The 18,149-nt window shown below is 46.3% G+C and carries 11 protein-coding genes; 4 read left to right on the top strand and 7 right to left on the bottom strand.

What is annotated here, in order from left to right:
* The first annotated feature begins 4 nt into the window (after positions 1–4).
* From BC351_RS11680 to BC351_RS11670, 3 genes are all read left to right on the top strand, one after another.
* Positions 5–2,341 carry a tetratricopeptide repeat protein gene (locus BC351_RS11680; protein ID WP_079412065.1) on the top strand — a complete coding sequence of 779 codons (2,337 nt, stop codon included), beginning with the start codon at positions 5–7 and terminating at the stop codon, positions 2,339–2,341.
* The gene (locus BC351_RS11675; protein WP_079412063.1) at positions 2,341–3,612 is read left to right on the top strand and encodes an MFS transporter; all 1,272 of its coding nucleotides are present in this window, start codon (positions 2,341–2,343) and stop codon (positions 3,610–3,612) included. Before BC351_RS11680 ends, BC351_RS11675 begins: the two co-directional genes overlap by 1 nt.
* Before the next feature lie 295 nt (positions 3,613–3,907).
* Positions 3,908–7,288 (top strand): glycosyl hydrolase 2 galactose-binding domain-containing protein, encoded by a 3,381-nt coding sequence (locus BC351_RS11670; RefSeq protein ID WP_079412061.1) that lies wholly within the window; start codon positions 3,908–3,910, stop codon positions 7,286–7,288.
* 60 nt (positions 7,289–7,348) lie between these two features.
* On the opposite strand, the gene BC351_RS11665 is transcribed toward BC351_RS11670, so the two are convergent.
* Entirely contained in the window at positions 7,349–8,437 is a 1,089-nt protein-coding gene (locus BC351_RS11665; protein WP_079412395.1) for a Gfo/Idh/MocA family protein, read from the bottom strand.
* Between the two features lie 572 nt (positions 8,438–9,009).
* On the opposite strand from BC351_RS11665, the gene BC351_RS11655 reads away from it, so the two are divergent.
* Positions 9,010–10,026 (top strand): acyltransferase family protein, encoded by a 1,017-nt coding sequence (locus tag BC351_RS11655; protein WP_079412057.1) that lies wholly within the window; start codon positions 9,010–9,012, stop codon positions 10,024–10,026.
* 93 nt (positions 10,027–10,119) lie between these two features.
* On the opposite strand, the gene BC351_RS11650 is transcribed toward BC351_RS11655, so the two are convergent.
* The 6 genes from BC351_RS11650 to BC351_RS11625 form a co-directional block, all read right to left on the bottom strand.
* Complete coding sequence (locus BC351_RS11650; RefSeq protein WP_079412055.1) at positions 10,120–10,896, bottom strand: formate/nitrite transporter family protein; 777 nt, start codon at positions 10,894–10,896, stop codon at positions 10,120–10,122.
* A 103-nt stretch (positions 10,897–10,999) separates the two neighbouring features.
* A complete protein-coding gene (locus BC351_RS11645) occupies positions 11,000–12,634 on the bottom strand; it encodes a sulfatase family protein (protein ID WP_079412053.1) in 1,635 nt (544 codons plus the stop codon).
* Between the two features lie 41 nt (positions 12,635–12,675).
* Positions 12,676–14,436, bottom strand: coding sequence for a sulfatase (locus BC351_RS11640; protein ID WP_079412051.1), 1,761 nt, complete (start codon positions 14,434–14,436; stop codon positions 12,676–12,678).
* A 25-nt stretch (positions 14,437–14,461) separates the two neighbouring features.
* Complete coding sequence (locus tag BC351_RS11635; protein ID WP_079412049.1) at positions 14,462–15,349, bottom strand: carbohydrate ABC transporter permease; 888 nt, start codon at positions 15,347–15,349, stop codon at positions 14,462–14,464.
* A 15-nt stretch (positions 15,350–15,364) separates the two neighbouring features.
* Positions 15,365–16,312 (bottom strand): ABC transporter permease, encoded by a 948-nt coding sequence (locus tag BC351_RS11630; protein ID WP_079412393.1) that lies wholly within the window; start codon positions 16,310–16,312, stop codon positions 15,365–15,367.
* 356 nt (positions 16,313–16,668) lie between these two features.
* The gene (locus BC351_RS11625; RefSeq protein ID WP_079412048.1) at positions 16,669–17,991 is read right to left on the bottom strand and encodes an IS4 family transposase; all 1,323 of its coding nucleotides are present in this window, start codon (positions 17,989–17,991) and stop codon (positions 16,669–16,671) included.
* Positions 17,992–18,149: the final 158 nt, after the last annotated feature.

The raw sequence follows: 18,149 nt of genomic DNA, 5'->3' as shown, positions 1-18,149 counted from the left end.
ACTGATGATCAACAACTTATCGCGAGCTCGTGAGGCTTTATATGCTGCACTGGATTCTGCGTGGGAATTAGTAGAGGAGCAAGATAAGACCTATCTATGTATTTATGGAGAATCTGGGGTAGGGAAGAAGGATACTTTAAAGCAATGGATGGAAGAAAAGTTCACGCAAGATACGCTCATCCACTCTGACGGCAAGTGTTCCTCCCATGGATACTTCGCTGGTTTGGATGTTCTTATTCATAGCATTTTGAAAGAAATGTACGAGACCCATCCCGAGTTCATTCACAAGCATGAGCAGTCCCTAAAGCGCCTCTTCCCTTACCTGCCTGCCAACTATTTTGCCTTAGATAAGGATTTGACCAATTTAGCGTCTCCAGACGAACGTACCCGCTTCTACCATCATGAATATCAGGAGAAGCTGCTGCATGGCGTTTATGAATGCTTGCTAGAAGCTGTATCTATAACAGGCCGTCAGTTCAAGATAATCATTCATCATGCCAATGAGTTGTCCCAAACGGTCAAAACGTTTTTGCGCATCTTCCACCGCCGTAATCAACTGTCAAAGTCCGTGCGGATTGTACTTCTTTGCGATCAACCGCTCGACCCTGATATGGAGGAAGCAGCGGTAATTCTTTCCTTTCAACGTATGACACGTGATGAGTTCAGATATTCAATAGGCCGCTTGCCTCAAGGAATCACTATGTCGTCCAAACAAATTGATCTTCTTTACGAAGCATCCGGTGGGAACATGGCCAAGCTTTATGCCCTTCTGGACGGAATGGCGACCGGCTTGGACGTGAATCCATACTTGCCATTCCATACCTATCTTGATTTTTGCCTGCAACTGAAAGGCGAGAAATCGCGCTATCGTCTGCTTAAAGCATTTATTGAAGGTAATTGTGCTTCCGATGATCCTATGGCTTTGCGTAATTATGCGACCTATCATCCCGAAACAAGGGCACGACTGCATCGGGAGCAAATCAAGAAACTCCACGACGGAAGCTCTTGGGGTAATTTGCTTCACCCGGTTCATGCCTTGTCATTGCTTACTCAAGCGGAACAATTGGAAGCTTTGGCCCCCCTCTCCATCCAGTTGCAAGAAATTGGCCTCTACGATACCTGGTTTGACATGTTTTCTCCTTACTATACGTCCAGTCACCTTCGCGTTCTTCCAGATGGAGAGCAGCCCTATAATTCGGTGTTTATACGAATGTCATTCATTTTGTACTCCCTCGGATTGTCCCGTCTATCCATCCCTTATTTGGAACTGTTTTATCATCAATTCCCGGAGAGCCACGCGGTCCCAATGATTCTGTACTCTCAGAGCATGACTTACGGACGTTATCAAATCCCGGTGGATCTACCGAAAGCCGAGTATTATGCCCTGTTGAACTTGGAGAAGATTGATCAACTGTTCTTTAACCATCCTAAATATGATTACATTATGGTTTTTGCTGAAAATGCGCTTGCTTATATCCGTGCCCGCCAAGGCCGGTTTGAAGAAGCCATAGAGCTATGTACAAAAGGCTTGGCCCGTATGGATGAGATCTACGGAAATGAGAAATATGCGCTGCACCAATCCATCTTGGTTTACAACACAGGGCAAGTATATGAGTTGGTGGGGGATTTTGACAAAGCCTATGAAACTTATAAACATGCCATTGCTCTGGATCCAAATTACGGAGAATACTACAATGATATGGCCAATCTGCTTAAAAAAGCCGGAAAATTCGAGGATGCCTTGGCGTATTACGACAAAGCCATCGAACTATGTCCGCCCTATTATGAAGCGCACATCAATCGCGGGGATCTATACGAGAAGCTGGGCAGGATCGCAGAAGCCGAAGCCGACTATCAGCGCGCACTCATCCTAAAGCCTGATACCGCCATCGCCTCTTTAGGTCTCGGTGTCATGTACTACCTTGAGGGGCGCTACGCCGAATCTTTGGAAATGCTCAATCACACCCTGTATCACCAGCCTAAGGAAGCGCAAGCCTATAATAACCGTGCGCTTGTTTTCCAGGAGTTGGATCGCCTGCAAGAAGCCGCCCAGGATTTAGATCATGCCATTCTCTTAAATCCTAAGTTAAGCGAAGCCTATAACAACAGAGCAATCATGTATTTCCACGATGAGAGGTACGAAGATTGTCGGAAAGATCTGGAATGTTCGCTTGAACTCCAGAAGGATCCTGATATTTATATGAATCTGAGTATGCTTTATCGGAAGCAGGGGCAGTTGAATGAGGCGCTCGAACAGCTCCGCACGGCTAGAGAAAATTTCGGCTCCTCGGAAGCCCTGAATCATTTACTTTTAGAAATAGAAGAAGAGCTCGTTTCCTAATGACAACCAAGGCATCGGCACCCTCCTCCAGCACGCTGGAGGTGCTCAGATCTTTATGGCCTCTTTATTTGGCCTATGCGTTAAGTCAACTGGGGAACTGGATGTTCCGCGCAGGCGCGGTCTACGAGATCTTCGACAAGCAAGGCGGGGCCGGATCATTATTAGGCTGGACCATCATGTGCGTGTATGTGCCCATTATGATTGGGGGGAAATGGCTCGCCCCCTTGTCGGACCGATTCAGAAGTGTCCCCCTCCTAATTGTATTGGATATTATTTGCTCACTATTATTAATTCCGTTACTGATATGGGCGGATATGGGCGATAGCTTCCAAGTCATTATAGCCCTTGGTGTAATCATAGGATTAAGCTTCTTGAACCCCTTATTTACGGCAGCTCAATCGAGTATGTTTCGCCGATTAAAGACGCAGCAAGTGGTACCGGCCATGTCGCTTCTGTCTAACATAACTTGGGCAACCCACATTGTTGGAACCATGTTCGGTTCCTTGCTGTTAATCTTGCTCTCATTTCGAATCATCGTTCTGATTGATATTTTTAGTTTTGTTCTATCCTTCGGTATATTAGCCCTTTGGTTGCGACCTCAAGTTCCGTCACTTGCGGAAGACGCGCTTAAAGAACCCGAAAGCTCTCCTCCTTCCTTAAGCACGGTGAAGGTGAAGTGGATCCTGCTCGTCTCTGTGTTCTTCCTTAATCTGGGTGCCGGAGTCATTAACCTATTCCCTGCGGCTGCAGCTCGAAGCATATACCATATGGATCAGGCTGGACTTAGCCTGTTTTACCTAGTTAATGGAATCAGCGCCTTCGCGGGAACCCTGCTCATCGGCCGATTGCGCAAGAAAATGGCGGATTTCCAGCTCCTTGCCGCCTCCAGCCTGCTGATTTCTGTTTCTTTGTTCGCCATGAGTTGGTTTCCCTCCTTGTCTTTCTCTATTGCCGCCAGCTCTTCCATGCTCTTGTTCGGTCAGATTTTTGGCGTGGTAGCTCATTCGTTCCTGCTCACTTCCCATCGCCCGGAGCAGGCAGGTCGAACATCCGGATTGTTTATGTCCTGTACCTTCCTTGGGGTAGCCGTGAACGCAGGTTTGTTTGCCCTTTTCTTCAAAACCGTCCAAACGGCACCTTTCTCTCTATTCATGCAGGCTTGCGGAGTATTCAGTCTGATTTCATTTATTATCATTTCCGTCCACGAACTCAAGAAACGGCAGAGAAGGCCGTCTAAATACGACACCGAAACCCAGAATATTTCCAAATAGCGCAGCCCGGGTACCTCCTTGGAGAAAGTAGGTATTGCGGGCTGTTTTGTCCAAATCTCGAGAAACCTGTTAAAAAGTCGGGATTGTCCATAATTAGGTCAAGATAATAAATTTGATCCCCTGCCCATTTCCAATATTATGGTATTAAGCTAGTTGGAGATCCAAAGGAGAGGAGCGGTGGTGGTGCGCTTGTTTTCATTGAAAGGGGGGATGCCCAGCGCAGTTTATATTTCTTTTACGCTGGAAAGTTAAAGCGTTTTAAGAATACACATTCAGTAAATAGGAGGGTAAATCTATGCATGTTGGCAAAGCGTTCAGGAAATCATTATGTTTTATGTTAGCGCTTTTATTCGTTGCAGCAGGTACGCCAACGGCTCAGGTAGGAACAGCCAAAGCGGCCGAGGTTGGCATAGAAGCGGATGTCACAGCAAAATCTTTAAGCGCAAGCACTGCATCCAATGTTTTTCCATTAAGCCAGAACTGGAATATTCAGTCATCAGCCATTGCAACAGCAAGCGGATCCAAAATTTCAACATCCGGCTTCGCAACATCCGGTTGGTTCGGCACGACGGTTCCCAATACCGTTCTGGGAGCGTTAGTTAATGCCGGCAATATTAAAGATCCCTACATTGGCCAGAATATGGCTTATATCGACGAAAGCAGATTCACTGTGCCATGGTGGTATCGCACGGAATTTACACTGCCAGCGTCAGAGGCCGGCAAGAAAATTGCCGTCAATTTCCAAGGCATCAACTATAAAGCGGACATTTGGCTCAATGGCAAACAAATCGCCAACAGCACGGATACCATCGGCTCCTTCCGCAGCTATGAATTGGATATTACCGATAATGTGACCGCTGACGGCTCAACCAAAAACACGCTCGCCGTTCAAGTCACACGGCCTGATTATGTGAAAGACTTGACCATCTATTGGGTGGACTGGGTCCCAAGGCCGGCGGATAACAACATGGGAATTTGGCGCGATGTCCTTATTAAAACCAGTGACACCGTAAAAACACGCAACCCGTTTGTTACCTCAACTGTGGATGCTAATCTTGCTGCCGCTCATCTCAACGCCTACGTGGAATTAAGCAATACGAGCAAAGCGGACGTAACAGGGTCCGTCTATGCCACCATCAAAGACCCTTCAGGCGCTGCCGTTACAAGTATTTCGAAGACTGTTACTGTAAAAGCTTCCGCCAAAGATCAGGAAGTCTCCTTCCTAGGGATCAATGTCGCCAGTCCTCAACTCTGGTGGCCGATCAATATGGGCGATCACCCGTTGTATACAGTTGACTTTAGTTTTAATGCAAACGGCAAAGTCTCCGATCGTGTGGTACAAAAATTCGGAATCCGTGAAGTTTCAACGGAAATGAATGTATCCCCTTCCAATTCGGTTGATCCGCCGCTCAAAGATATGGTGCAATTCTATATAAACCACAAGCCTGTTCTCATCAAGGCGGGTGGATATTCGCCTACTGATCTTCTTCTGCGCCGTGACCAGAATGCGAACAACGCGGTCGTTCAATATGTCAAAGATATGGGCCTGAACACCATTCGCGACGAAGGCAAGTTCAATGATGATCAGCTGCTCCAGCTTTTGGACGAGAACGGCATCCTGTTCATGGCGGGCTGGGTATGCTGCGACAGATGGCAGCAGCCTGCTTCCTTCACGGATAACGAAGCAAAAATCGCCGGAGCATCCCTCTACTCGCAGCTTCGCGAATTAAGAGTACATCCGAGCATGATTGCTTGGTTGAACGGAAGCGATAATCCGCCTTCGTATGGCAATATGGACGGCCAGCCGCCAGGCTCGACGGTAGCTCGCGGTAAATTTATCGAGCAGATGTATTTGGATTTGGAACATCAGATGCATTGGGAGGATTTCAGCGCTATCATTTCAAGCGCCTCTGCCAAAGTTGCAGAATTAACCGGTACAGTGGGTGGTATGCACATGGATGCTACCTATGATTACGCGCCGCCGGCGATGTATTTCGAAGATATGAAGCTAGGCGGAGCATTCGGATTTACATCGGAAGCAGGTCCTGGACCAAGTTTGCCTGTCACGGAAACCTTAAAGAAAATTCTCCCTGCAAGCGCACTCTGGCCTTACAACGTAGGCGGAGACAACTATCAACAGTGGAATTACCATGCATCGAGAGAAGCTTTCGGGAAGTTGGACGTGTTCCAGAAAGCGCTGGACAGCCACTATGGTTCATCCACTAATTTGGAAGAATTCAATATTAAAGCGCAAGTGCAGCAATATGACGCACAGCGCGCACAATTCGAAGCCGTGAACGCCAACAAATACACCAAAGCGTCAGGCTGGATTCAATGGATGCTCAACAATTCATTCCCAAGCTTATACTGGAATTTATTCGACTTTTATTTGAATCCGAACGGATCTTACTTCGGGGTCAAGAAAGCGAATGAGCCGGTACACATCATGTTCGATTACGGCTCGAAGGAAGTTAAGATTCTCAACAGCACGAAAGATGCTTACTCGGGCTTGACAGCTAGTGTCAAAGTCTACAATATCGACAGTACCAAAGTGTATGACAAAGCGTTCAATAACCTGAACGTTTCTCCCGACGGAGCAAGTCCGGCTGTGGGCGGAACGCCTAAAAAGGTTGGTTATGAAACCATCAATTTCGGCGGTAAAATCAAGACGGCGAGCGGCATTACGATCGTGAACAAACTGAATGAAGATTCGCTTAATCTATCGCCTACCTATTTCATTCGTTTGGAACTGCGCGATGCGAGCAACCAGCTGATCAGTGTGAACACCTACGCCCAAACGAAGAAAAAAGATCTGGTCCGCTATCAGAATCACGATTGGAATTACACGCCTCAAGATCAATATGCCGACTTCACGGAATTGCAAAGCTTGAACCCGGTTGACCTGCAGCTCGTCAGCAGCAAGATTGTGACAACAGGTTCTCAACAAACGCTCACGTATACGGTCAAAAATAACGGCAGTTCCCTTGCTTTCGCGGTTTTCGCCAAGATCAAGAAAGGCACGGGAGGCGATCTTGTAGCGCCGGTCAAAATGGAAGACAACTATTTCGTCCTGCTGCCAGGCGAACAAAGAACCCTTACCGCCGAGTATGCTGTCTCTGATCTTAACGGAGCTGCACCGGTCATCTCGCTGAATTGCTACAATAACATAATGACCAAAAAAAATCCGACGCCAACAACGCTCGATTTGGCCAAAGGGAAAAAGACTGCTGTATCGTCTACAGAGTCCTCATCCTTCCCGGCGAAAAATGCGGTGGATGACAGCGTGTTCACCGAATGGCAAAGCAATTCGAAAGACACATCCGGCAACGATCCGCAGTGGCTTTCGGTCGATCTCGGAGCGTCTAAAACAATCAATCGAACCATCACCAGATGGGGCTTTGAAAACTATGCGCAAGAGATCAAAATCCAAGTATCCGATGACAACAAAACATGGCAGACTGTCGCTACGGCAACCAACCCTTACGGCTCGACAATGAGTGATATTGCTTTTAATACCGTCACTAAACGCTATGTGAAAATTGTCATGTCCGGCAAGCGGCCTGGTGCTCCGCAAGTAGGCAGCGGTGGCTCAGGACAAGGATTCACCGGATTGAATGCTGTCCCTGCAGCCAAATCTTTTAAAATCGGTGCGTTTGAGGTCTACGGATCCAACTAACTTCACGAGGCCTAGCCTCCAGTCCCAAGTTACACGTGGGGCTGGAGGTTTCTTATTGCCTTACTTATCCAGAGCCCAACATCTAGGCGTTGCTGTTATGGTTTCGCCAGTTTGAATCGCTCGCTCAATCATCATGCCCAAATAATGATCCTGTGAAGCTTCATTGAGACTATAAAAGCTAGCTCCGCCAAACGTGTAATCAGCCATTTTCTGCAGGCAGCTGGCTATCGCTATTTCATCATCGTACAATCTAGCTGGAGCAAACGGATTCTCGTAGATCCATTGTTCTCCGCAAATGATCCCTTGCAGAAAATATCCTTCTGCATTCTCAAGCTCACCTTTGTTCATACGCTTTAGCTCCAGTTGAAGCGGTGTGCATGTTTCTTGTTGAATAAGCACTCTCTGATCGAAAATTTCTCCACGTTCACCTCTGACAGACAAATGATTCGAGCGAATCCATGAACGATGCTGATCCTTCGTAAAATCGTAAATACCCAAACGATCACCGAAATCCAACCAAGCCAGATCTCTGGAGAGCGGAATCATGTTATCTACGGTCGGTGGACCGCTGCGTGTGGGGCCTTGAACCCAATTCGATTCGAATCGCATCGCTTTGATTTTAACTTCTTCGTAAGCAACTCCCAGCATCTTCCGAATTAAGCTAACGCCATGGTAAAGTTGCGAAATCGACACACTCGTTTCGGTAATTCTCCCCAATCGACCTGATTGAATAAGTGCCATACGTGCTTGTTGGACAGGATGCAGATGGTACTGCTCAGCTACTTGAATACGAGCCCCCTGCAAAGTCAATTCTTCATGAAGCCGTTCAAGCCCTTGCAGATCAGGAGCAGGCGGTGTTTCCAACAAGACTGGGATATCTAAATTGGCTAATTGCAACAAATAATCCAAACTTGCGGAGGCGCTTACACAAAGGACGATGAAGTCCGGCTTTTCATGAACCAGCAGCTGATCCAGACTACGGTATGTTGCCGTCCCCCATTTCGCTTCCATCTCTTTGCCTTTGGATTCATCTCTTACAACCATACCGCTAACTCGGAATCGTTCCGGCAGTGCCTGAGCGATACGCAAAAAATATTGCGCCCGAAAGCCAGCCCCTCCAATCAAACTAAATGTCACGGGTCTTCCCATTACAGATACTTGCTTGTCCATGGTGATATCTCTCCTTCAGCGCTCATTAAATTAATTCAGCACTATGCGTTTCTATCTATTATACAGGAAGTCATACAGCAAAAAGAACCCGTAACTATGGCATGCATAGCAGCGGGTTCTTTCTTGTTCTATCGTAATCTCTTTCGTATTAGAAATTAACCCTCATTCATCCTTGACGATGACTCGTCCTGGACTTCACAACCTGTTATTTTCTCTCTAACCAAAGTGACTACGCCGTCTTTGCTCTTCAGAGTCGTCTTCACCTCACCAATTTTACAATCCTCACAGATCCAACTATTGCCTAGCTTCCTAAAGCCATTTGTCGTACCGCATTGCTCACATGTGATCATTATCCTCAGCTCTCTTTCTAATAAGCTGCTTCTACTATAGTACTTAAATCACTCAGGTTCTGTGAGATATATCACAGCTTGTACGAAAAGCGCCATGGAACCTGCGTTCTTTTCTGTTTCGTGACTTACATCACAGCAACTTCATGAGGCCAGGTTTACATTAAAGAAGAAGAAATTGCTACCCTCATGGAGGTAATGATTGTGGATAAAGAAGACAAAACAGCTACGAATACGTTCATGTTAAACACTAAGTTTCTCCTCATTTTGTTTGTGGTCATTGCCAATTGCATAGAGCCTCTTGTTCAACAAAATGCAGCATTGCATGTCTTGTATCTGGGGATTTACACCTTTCATATCCCGATGTTTGTCATGGTTACCGGATATTTCTCCCGAAATTTCAAGCTTGACGTCTCCGGTATTCAAAGCCTGCAATTAATTTTCTATCATTACCTTATCTTTCAAAGCCTCTACTCCCTGCTGGATGCTCTGGCTTTCCACGCGCCGAGTGTCCGCTATTCCTTTTTTATTCCGTATTCCTTGTTGTGGTTTTTATTCAGCCACTTTTGTTGGCGACTGCTCCTTCTGCTCTTCAGCAAAATGAAGCATCCACTTGGGATTTCGATTATTCTTGGCCTGCTCGTCGGTTATGCTCCTTTTAGCGGAACAATGCTTAGCTTCTCTAGAACGATCGTTTTCTTCCCTTTCTTCTTAGCTGGTTACTATCTTCAATGGGATAGAATCCTTAAAACGATCTTTCGGATGAATAAATACGTTAGTGCCATGCTCCTGTTGAGTATTCTGTTCTTGCTGCACGTCATGTTGCTTGATCCCAAATGGTTATACAGCAGTTTTACTTATATTGAGCTGGCTTCCATTCATTGGTATACCGGTGGGTATCGTTTGGGCATCTATCTGTTGGAAATAGTCGCCTCTTGCTGCTTCTTGCGTTTCGTACCACGGACTCCATCCCTGCTCACTGAATGGGGCAAACATACGGTCTATGTGTTTTTACTGCACGCGCTCATAACGAAAACAGCCATTTCTATGGGGCTCTTCACCTACGTTCATACTGCCGTACAGATAGCTCTGGTCTTACTGCTTGCCCCCGCGATGACTTGGTTGCTGTTGCAAGGATGGGTACGCCGTCTATGCAAACCACTTATTGAACCTAACCTAACTTTCTGGAAACGCTGGATAACCGACAAGCATCAAATATAAAAGATCGAACAACGGAACTCCTATATGCCAAAATAACCAGTAGTGCTGGAGCTTCCTCCTGCGCTGCTGGTTATTTTATAGTATTTCATGCTTTCAAGGGTTCAAGCGATTCCGATAAACCAAACCATACATTCCCGCTACGAACACAGCACCCCCGATTGAATTTCCAATATATACAGGGACAAAATTGTGCAGATATTCCATCCACGTAGCTTGACCGGCAAAAATAGCTGCTGGAATGACGAACATATTCGCCACTACATGCTGAAATCCAATCGCTACAAAAGCCATTGTGGGAAACCATATCCCCCACATCTTGCCTCCACTATCCTCAGCCCCATATGATAACCACACGGCAAGTCCAACTAACCAGTTGCAGCCTATACCCGATAGCAGTGCTATGATAAAAGGCTCATCCATCTTGGCATGGGCGATTTTCACTAATTTAGCTAAATAAACACCATGCTCAGTTAACCCAGCTAGATGTCCAAACGCATAAGCAATGAACATCGCCCCAAGCATATTGCCAACTGTGATAACCGCCCAGTTGCAAAAGACGTCAAGCAACTTGACTCGCCGTGAAATGAACGCCACGGGGACAGCCATCATATTCCCTGTCAGCAGCTCCCCTCCTGCAAGCAATGTTAGAATAAGACCAAGCGGAAACACGCAGGCCCCTATAAAATTGCCAAAATCACTCCAGGGAGCAGGAACGGCAGCACTAACTCTAATGTACAATAGAAATCCAAGAGAGATATAAGCACCACCCGCAAAACCTAATACAAGTTGTCCGTATAAAGGTAAATGGACCTTTTTCTCTCCCGCTTCCATCGCTCGTTCCCAAATCTGTTCCGGCTTGGCGATCCCCATACCCACACCTCCAGCAAACTCTTTTCCTTTAGTGTAGAGGATCGGGCTCAATTTTCATGTGAAATATATCACATCATGGATGGAATATATGATTCGTCTTACCTCATTCAACAACAAAAGAAGCTTCAGCCACCTCACTATCCTTATAACCAATTCTAACCGCAATCGCTCGAATGTGTGCATGACCTGCGGTTAAGATGATCGGGCCTGTGTACAGCTGCCAGCGTGGATTCAAATCTCCGTCGGTCGTATACGCAATGGAAGCACCCTGTGTAGCTGAATAAAGCATGAGCGCTGTCGCTTCTTTAAAGGTCCCTTCATCCATCGCATCTTTACCCGGCAACTGGCTATTGATCGGGATGAAGAGAGGTTTAGCTGTTTGCGGTTGAATGCCACTCGGCCACATGGCCGCAACCATTTGTGTCTCCGGAATATCACCCCAAACGTCGTATTTACCGCACCAATCGTCAAGCTCTTTGCGCAAACGAGTCCGTACAGTCCGGTACGATGGATCGTCCGCCAAATTATTCAGTTCATGTGGATCGTTTAAACAGTCATACAATTCCTCCGGAGGTCGCTTATTTTGCATGAGTACTTGCTTATCGCCCTCTAATTCGCCCGCCAATTGTAACCTCCATAGCTCCTGGCATATCGGGTGGAAATGACTAAACGGGATCCACTGAAGGTAAGGCTGGTCGGGATAATCATTACGAATGTATTTGAATTGCGTATCTCTTACGGCACGAACCTTATCATACGCTTCGTCATAACGGTCACGTGTGGCAAATACATAATCTCTCTTTTCGACATGCTCTCCCATGAACGACTGACCTTGGATATGCTGGGGAACGGGTATCCCAGCCAAGGCGAGCACCGTGGGTCCCAAGTCGATCATACTGACCAGTTGTTCGCTGATTTGGCCCTTCTCCACCTTTTCGGGCCACTTGACGATAAGCGGCACGCGAATTCCCGCATCATACGTCCAGCGCTTGGCGCGCGGCAATCCTTCTCCGTGGTCGCTCCATAACATAACGATCGTATTGTCACTCAATCCATCTTCCTCAAGCTGTTGAAGAATTCGACCTACGTACTCGTCGGCATTAGCCAGATTATCATAATGTCTGGCAAGCGCTGCTCGCGATTTCGGCGTATTCGGCAAGTAGGGTGGAAGTTCAACCTGATCCGGGTTGGTAATGAGCGGTCTCTCTTCGTAGTTAGGCATGAATTGCCTCATAAATTCAGCCGGCCACATGCCGCTTTCATGCGTAGCGTCATAATTAAATACGGCGAAGAAGGGCTGACCGTCTTCCCGTTTGCGGAAGTGGGCTTCCTTGCCATTTTCGTCCCATGCCGTTAGAGGCGGCTGAAACTGATAATCTGTTTTCGCATTGTTTGTACAATAATATCCGTTTGCCCGCATGATTTCGGAAATCGTTTTGACATGAGCAGGGGGGACTGCATAATAGGGCGTCGGCAGCTCAGGCGTATGAACATTCGTATGTGCTGTTCGCATATGATGCGTACCTATCGCTGTTTGGTACATTCCCGAAATGACCGCAGATCGACTTGGCGCACATACTCCTGCCGTGGCGAATGCGTTCCGATACAAAGTTCCCTCTTGGGCTAAGCGATCTATATGGGGTGTACGCGCCAAAGGGTCTCCGTAGCAGCCCATTCTCGGACTCGTATCTTCCAATGTAATCCACAAGAAGTTAGGTTTTCGTCCTTCATCCTTCATCTGGCAAACTCCTTTATGTGTTTTATCCACTCCGCCATCCCTTAGACCAAAAGCATTTTCAGAAAACCGACAAGTCGTGGCGCTTGATTGCCAAACAAGCTCGTAGCAAGCTGGAGAACGTCATCTTCACTCACTTCCGGCAATGGTTTGCTCTGTACCATCGTTGCCAGCTTCACGTTCAGCATTGATCGCATCGGCTTCGGCGTCAGGCAGCTCAGGGTGAAAAAGGCTTCTTTCGACTTCCCGATCCATCGCTCTTTTAGCCCCAAATCTACTTCGTTTTGTCTTCGCTTCGTTTCTTTTTCACGTTCAAGTTCCTCTACCGTCACCATTCCGTCCTTCGGAATTCCGATACGCGCATACTGCTCGACCGGTGCATCATGCTCCCGCATTAGCCTTGCGATGTGGCCAATCATGGTCGCCTCCACCACCGGATCAGCTATGACGGTCTCTTGTGACGGGTTGGTTTCAAGATCAAACAATAAATCACCGTATAGGTACGGGTTCAAAAAATTTGACGCTAGGAGCCTCATCACGGAACACCCTTTCGTGAACGAAAACGGAGCGGCGAGTTCCATTCCGGCAAACTCTTTCGGATTGAACATATGATGCATATGCGTCGGCATCAGCGTGTATTCATACAGCGGGCCGTTGTTTATGTCCTTAGGTCCCCTCATATACACGTACCTTCCATCAGTGCAATTAATGTGACCGCCATGTATGCCAAATAAAGCAGCTACACGAATGGGACTATTCGATTCGATAATCGGGCGGATGGAACTGCCTTGCATATCGGCAGGAATGTCTACCTCGAAAAACTCGAGCAGCGTTGGAGGAAGATCGATCGTTTGAACGAGTGCGTCTGTTCTCCTGCTTCGCACATCGTATCTGGGATCCCAGATAAATAGCGGGAGGTTCGTGATCTCATTGTAGAGAGGTTGGATGTTTTTGCCCCACCAGCGATGTTCACCTAGCAAAAATCCATGATCGGTATTCACGATTAACAGCGTATCTTTCCAAAGGTCGTACTGGTCGAAGGCGTCCAGCACTTTACCCAAATATTCGTCACACATGCTGACGAGCGCCGCATATTCATATTTCATATGCTGAACTTCCTCCGGCTGCTGCGTAACTTTCGAATAATCCGGCCAATCGTAATGTTTGCCTTGATAAGCATGAGGATACAAATCCTTATATTTAGGCTGGGTAAAAAAAGGCTCATGCGGATCGAAAGCTTCGATTTGCAAAAACCAGCGGTCTTGATCGCGGTTTTTCTCGATGAATTCAATCCCCCGATTGACCGTTACCGCTAGCGGCATCTTCTCTTCGCTATCCAAATACTGCCGATTCACCCAATCCTGCCTCCATAAATCGCCCTGCTTAGGACCGCTCAAGCTTTCCGGAATGTGTGGATCCTCGACATTTCCTTTCCACGGATCTCCCTCTTGACCGCGGGCATATTCCCACGAATTGTACCTTGTGTGATACGTAGCTCCCCCGTCCTCGAAATAATGAGTATGATCGGTCGTTAAATGCGTATACACACCGCTTTTCCGAAGTAAATCGATCATCGAATCGTCAAATGGCTCAAGCGGCCCCCAGCTTCGATGCAAAAAGTTGTAACGTCCTGTATGCAGCTCACGCCGTGATGGCACGCAGGGCAAACTGCCGGCGTAGCATTTGTCGAATGTCATCGTCCGCTCAGATAGACGTTGAAAATGGGGAGCGTGAATCCAATTGCAGCCGTAATTCGGCAGTATATGTTTATTTAAAGAATCGAACATGAGCATCACTGCTCTCATAACCTCATCCTCCTGTCATTTCTCTCTATTTTACAGAACCAATTGTAATTCCTTTGACGAAATACTTCTGGAAGAACGGATAAGCCACCAGGATCGGAAGTACACCAACGACAGCAATCGCCATTCTTACCGATGTGCTTGGAAGCTCAGCAGCCTTCGCTCCAGCACCCGAAGCCACGTCGGAGTTGCTGCTCAAGAATTGGACATCTTGGATGAGCCGATTCAAAATATTTTGAATGCTAAACAGTTTCGGGTTGGTCACATAGGTCATGCCATTAAACCAATCATTCCAGTACAAGATAGCCTCGAAAAGACCGATGGTTGCCATAATTGGAAGCGATAGCGGGAGGACGATTTTGTAGAACGTTTTGATTTCACCCGCCCCATCGATTTTGGCCGCTTCGATAAGCGCTGGCGGAATGGAAGTCATGAAGAAGGTGCGGACGAGCAGGACGTTAAATCCGTTCATGAGCAGTCCAGGAATAAGCAGCGCCCAAATCGTATTTTTCATATGTAAAACTTGCGTATAAATCAAGTACGTAGGGACAAGGCCGCCATTGAATAATAGTGTAAAGAAAACAAAAAATGCCCAAAATTTCTTCCATGGCAAATCTTGACGAGAAATCGGATACGCCAGCATGGACGTAATGGCCAAGCTGGCAGCGGTACCCACTACCGTGATGAAAACGGTAATCCCATACGCGCGACCCAACTCTTGCCAGTGATCCAATAAATAGACATACGCTTTGGAACTATATTCTTGCGGAAAAAGAGAGTATCCATGTTGAAGAATGCTTGTCTCACTTGAAATGGAGGACATAATAAGCAGTAAAAAAGGCAGCAGGCTTACAGCCGATAATGCAATCAGAACGATATGAGCTGTCCACTGCAGCGCTTTACTATCTTGTGCCATGAATTTTTTCCCCCTCTAGAATAAGGCATTATCTTTGCTGAATTTGCGCACCGCATAGTTGGATACGATAACCAGCACGAATCCGACAAGCGATTGGTACACACCGGCTGCCGATGACATTCCGATATCCCCAAGGTTCATCAGACCTCTATACACGTAGGTGTCAATGACATTTGTCGTTTTGGACAACGCGCCTGAATCCATTGGCACTTGATAAAACAAGCCGAAATCCGAATAAAAAATACGCCCGATCGCCAGCAAGGTCATCATAATAATGACAGGCATGATTAAAGGAATGGTAATGGAGCGAATCTGATACCATCTTGAAGCGCCGTCCAATGTCGCTGCCTCGTAATACTCCGTGTCGATGCTGATGATCGATGCCAAGTAAACCACACATAGAAATCCAACACCTTTCCAGATATGCACCAGTGTCAGAATGTACGGCCAGTACTTTGCTTCTGAATACCAAGAAATGCTGTCAATGCCGAACAGTGGAAGGATGGCTTTGTTCATCAAGCCTGATTCGACACTTAACATGGAGTAGACGAGATAGCTGACAATGACCATTGAAATCAAATAAGGGAGTAAAATGACACTTTGATAAAATCGGGATAATATCTTCTTCTTCACTTCATTCAGCAAAACGGCAACAAAAATGGCAATTACCGTGTGTACAACGATAAAAAGCGAATTGTACAGAATCGTATTACGCGTAATAATTAAGGCATCTTTCGTTTTGAACAAGTATTCAAAATTTTTAAAACCGATCCAATCGCTGCCGAGAATGCCTGCCTGATAATTGATATCTTTAAACGCGATAATAACACCAAACATCGGGACATAATTGTTAATGAGCAAATAAAGCACGCCCGGAATCATCAAAAGGTAAAGCGGAAAATAGTTTTTCCATCTACTCGTCCTTTTACTGGTTGAGGATTTATTCGTTATTTGCTGTGTCATCATGCACACTTCCTCCACTTCATGGCATCTATTGGTTGCTTACACTTTCATTATAGGAATTAGGCGGAACCGTCACTACTCCGTTTTCGACTTCCCGTTTGTACGATTCCGACTATGAACACTATTTATTTTGTACCCTTTTGCAATGATCGCTTTACGTTTAATATAAAAAAAGAAGGAGCCGTCTGCTCAATGTCATTAAGATAAGTTCAAAGACAAAATACGGAATAAAGATGAATCCGAAAACGGCATGGGAAAAATCCCTGTGCCGTTTGTTTTTTATGCAAACAAGGAAAAAAGCGCACAGCAAACAAACGGATGGAATATCCGCTAAAAAAATGGTCTTGTTAAACGATTTATGCTACTCTGTAGACGAAGCTAACAGCTGATTTATAGCGGATTTTGCGCGTATTCTGCTGTCCTGGGCGGATGGGTCGAATCGGCAAAATGTTTTTGTGAATCAACGCTTCAACATCGGGCGGGGGTTCATCATCTTTTGAACGCAGGAAATATCTACAAACGTGAACGGCAACCGTGAAGTTGACTTGGTAGTGGTGCCGTTTATCCATTTGGGAAATGACGACGTGTGAGGTCATCATTTCAGCGAAATTGTACATGATCATTCTTGCGAAAATCTCTTGGATGATGGACTCTTGTTTCTTTGCGTGAAAACTCGTCAATCCGACGGTGTATTTCAACGCTCTGAAAGAGGTTTCAATGCCCCATCGCATGTTATAAATGGACTCCAGTTCATCGGGTGGGAAATCTGCGGCAGAAAGATTCGTGATGACAGTTTCATAGGCGCCACTTGGCAGGACGAAACGAACAACCCGAAAGGAAATCGGGTAATACAAGTTTTCATGCAAATCCAAAAAATCAAATGTTGACTTGGAAGGGATGAACTTGTAAATCTCGGGATGAGCCTTGACCTCTTTGGTTTGTTTTTTTGTGAGTGTCAGATGAACTTCAATATCAAACGAACCGCTAGAGGGCAAACGCAAGCCCGAAAGAATACCATTGGAATCCAAATCCTTTACCCGTATGACGTAGTTCCATCCTTTGCGCTCAATATGCGCGAAATTGTTGTAACTTTCATAGCCTCGATCGGAAATAACAATGATTTTACCTTTGATGGGGGAACGATCAACCATAGCTGCAAGTGCTCTTCCCTCGCTACTCAATCTTCGCGGCTGAACAATGGCATCCACGTAAAGTCTGTTGCAGAGGTCATAGGCTGCGTTCAAATGCAAAAGGTTGTAGCCTTTCGTGTTCGGTTGACTTTGAAAATAGGTGTCCGTGTTGGCAGGGTCCGTTGCGATATGTAAATCCGAACCGTCAATCGCAAGTAATCGATACCCGTGGTAGTCTTTGATATCCGTATGCGATTGAGTAAATTCGTGAAACAGGAATTCCACAGCAGACGGCAGGATTTTATTCCTCTGCTGAACAAAAGCAGAAGTGGTTGCGGTGTTTACATCATAGCCCTGCGACTCCAAGAGTTCCTTATAGATGCTGTTACCGCCCATCGAGATCAGGAGTTGCATAACCGTTTCAAAGGGCAGCTTTTTCTTTCGGGTAAAATCTCTTTCGGGGTTTTTGACATATGGTGCGGGTAGCGCTGACATTTCTCGTATGAGAGATGTCAGCGTTTCTTTTAGCGAATTCGCGTACTCATTCATTGGCGTAACCTCCTCGTTTTTCAAGGGGCTTCGCCACACACTTTCAACTGCTTGTCAAGTTCTTTTTTTCTTTTTCATGCAAAAAAAGAGCGGGCTATCTTTTCAGATAACCTGCTCTTTTTTTGATTTTAACCCTGCGCCTTAACTTAATGACATTG

It is taken from the genome of Paenibacillus ferrarius, from assembly GCF_002027705.1.
In the GTDB taxonomy this organism is placed as follows: domain Bacteria; phylum Bacillota; class Bacilli; order Paenibacillales; family NBRC-103111; genus Paenibacillus_E; species Paenibacillus_E ferrarius.
The sequence above is the reverse complement of the archived record's forward strand: the minus strand, read 5'-3'. Positions and strand labels throughout refer to the sequence as shown.

Excerpts from the sequence above, each read along its gene's own strand:
- BC351_RS11680 (WP_079412065.1), top strand. The coding sequence starts at position 5 with ATGATCAACAACTTATCGCGAGCTCGTGAGGCTTTATATGCTGCACTG.
- BC351_RS11675 (WP_079412063.1), top strand. The coding sequence starts at position 2,341 with ATGACAACCAAGGCATCGGCACCCTCCTCCAGCACGCTGGAGGTGCTC.
- BC351_RS11670 (WP_079412061.1), top strand. The coding sequence starts at position 3,908 with ATGCATGTTGGCAAAGCGTTCAGGAAATCATTATGTTTTATGTTAGCG.
- BC351_RS11665 (WP_079412395.1), bottom strand. The coding sequence starts at position 8,437 with ATGGGAAGACCCGTGACATTTAGTTTGATTGGAGGGGCTGGCTTTCGG.
- BC351_RS11650 (WP_079412055.1), bottom strand. The coding sequence starts at position 10,896 with ATGGGGATCGCCAAGCCGGAACAGATTTGGGAACGAGCGATGGAAGCG.
- BC351_RS11645 (WP_079412053.1), bottom strand. The coding sequence starts at position 12,634 with ATGAAGGATGAAGGACGAAAACCTAACTTCTTGTGGATTACATTGGAA.
- BC351_RS11640 (WP_079412051.1), bottom strand. The coding sequence starts at position 14,436 with ATGAGAGCAGTGATGCTCATGTTCGATTCTTTAAATAAACATATACTG.
- BC351_RS11635 (WP_079412049.1), bottom strand. The coding sequence starts at position 15,349 with ATGGCACAAGATAGTAAAGCGCTGCAGTGGACAGCTCATATCGTTCTG.
- BC351_RS11630 (WP_079412393.1), bottom strand. The coding sequence starts at position 16,312 with ATGACACAGCAAATAACGAATAAATCCTCAACCAGTAAAAGGACGAGT.
- BC351_RS11625 (WP_079412048.1), bottom strand. The coding sequence starts at position 17,991 with ATGAATGAGTACGCGAATTCGCTAAAAGAAACGCTGACATCTCTCATA.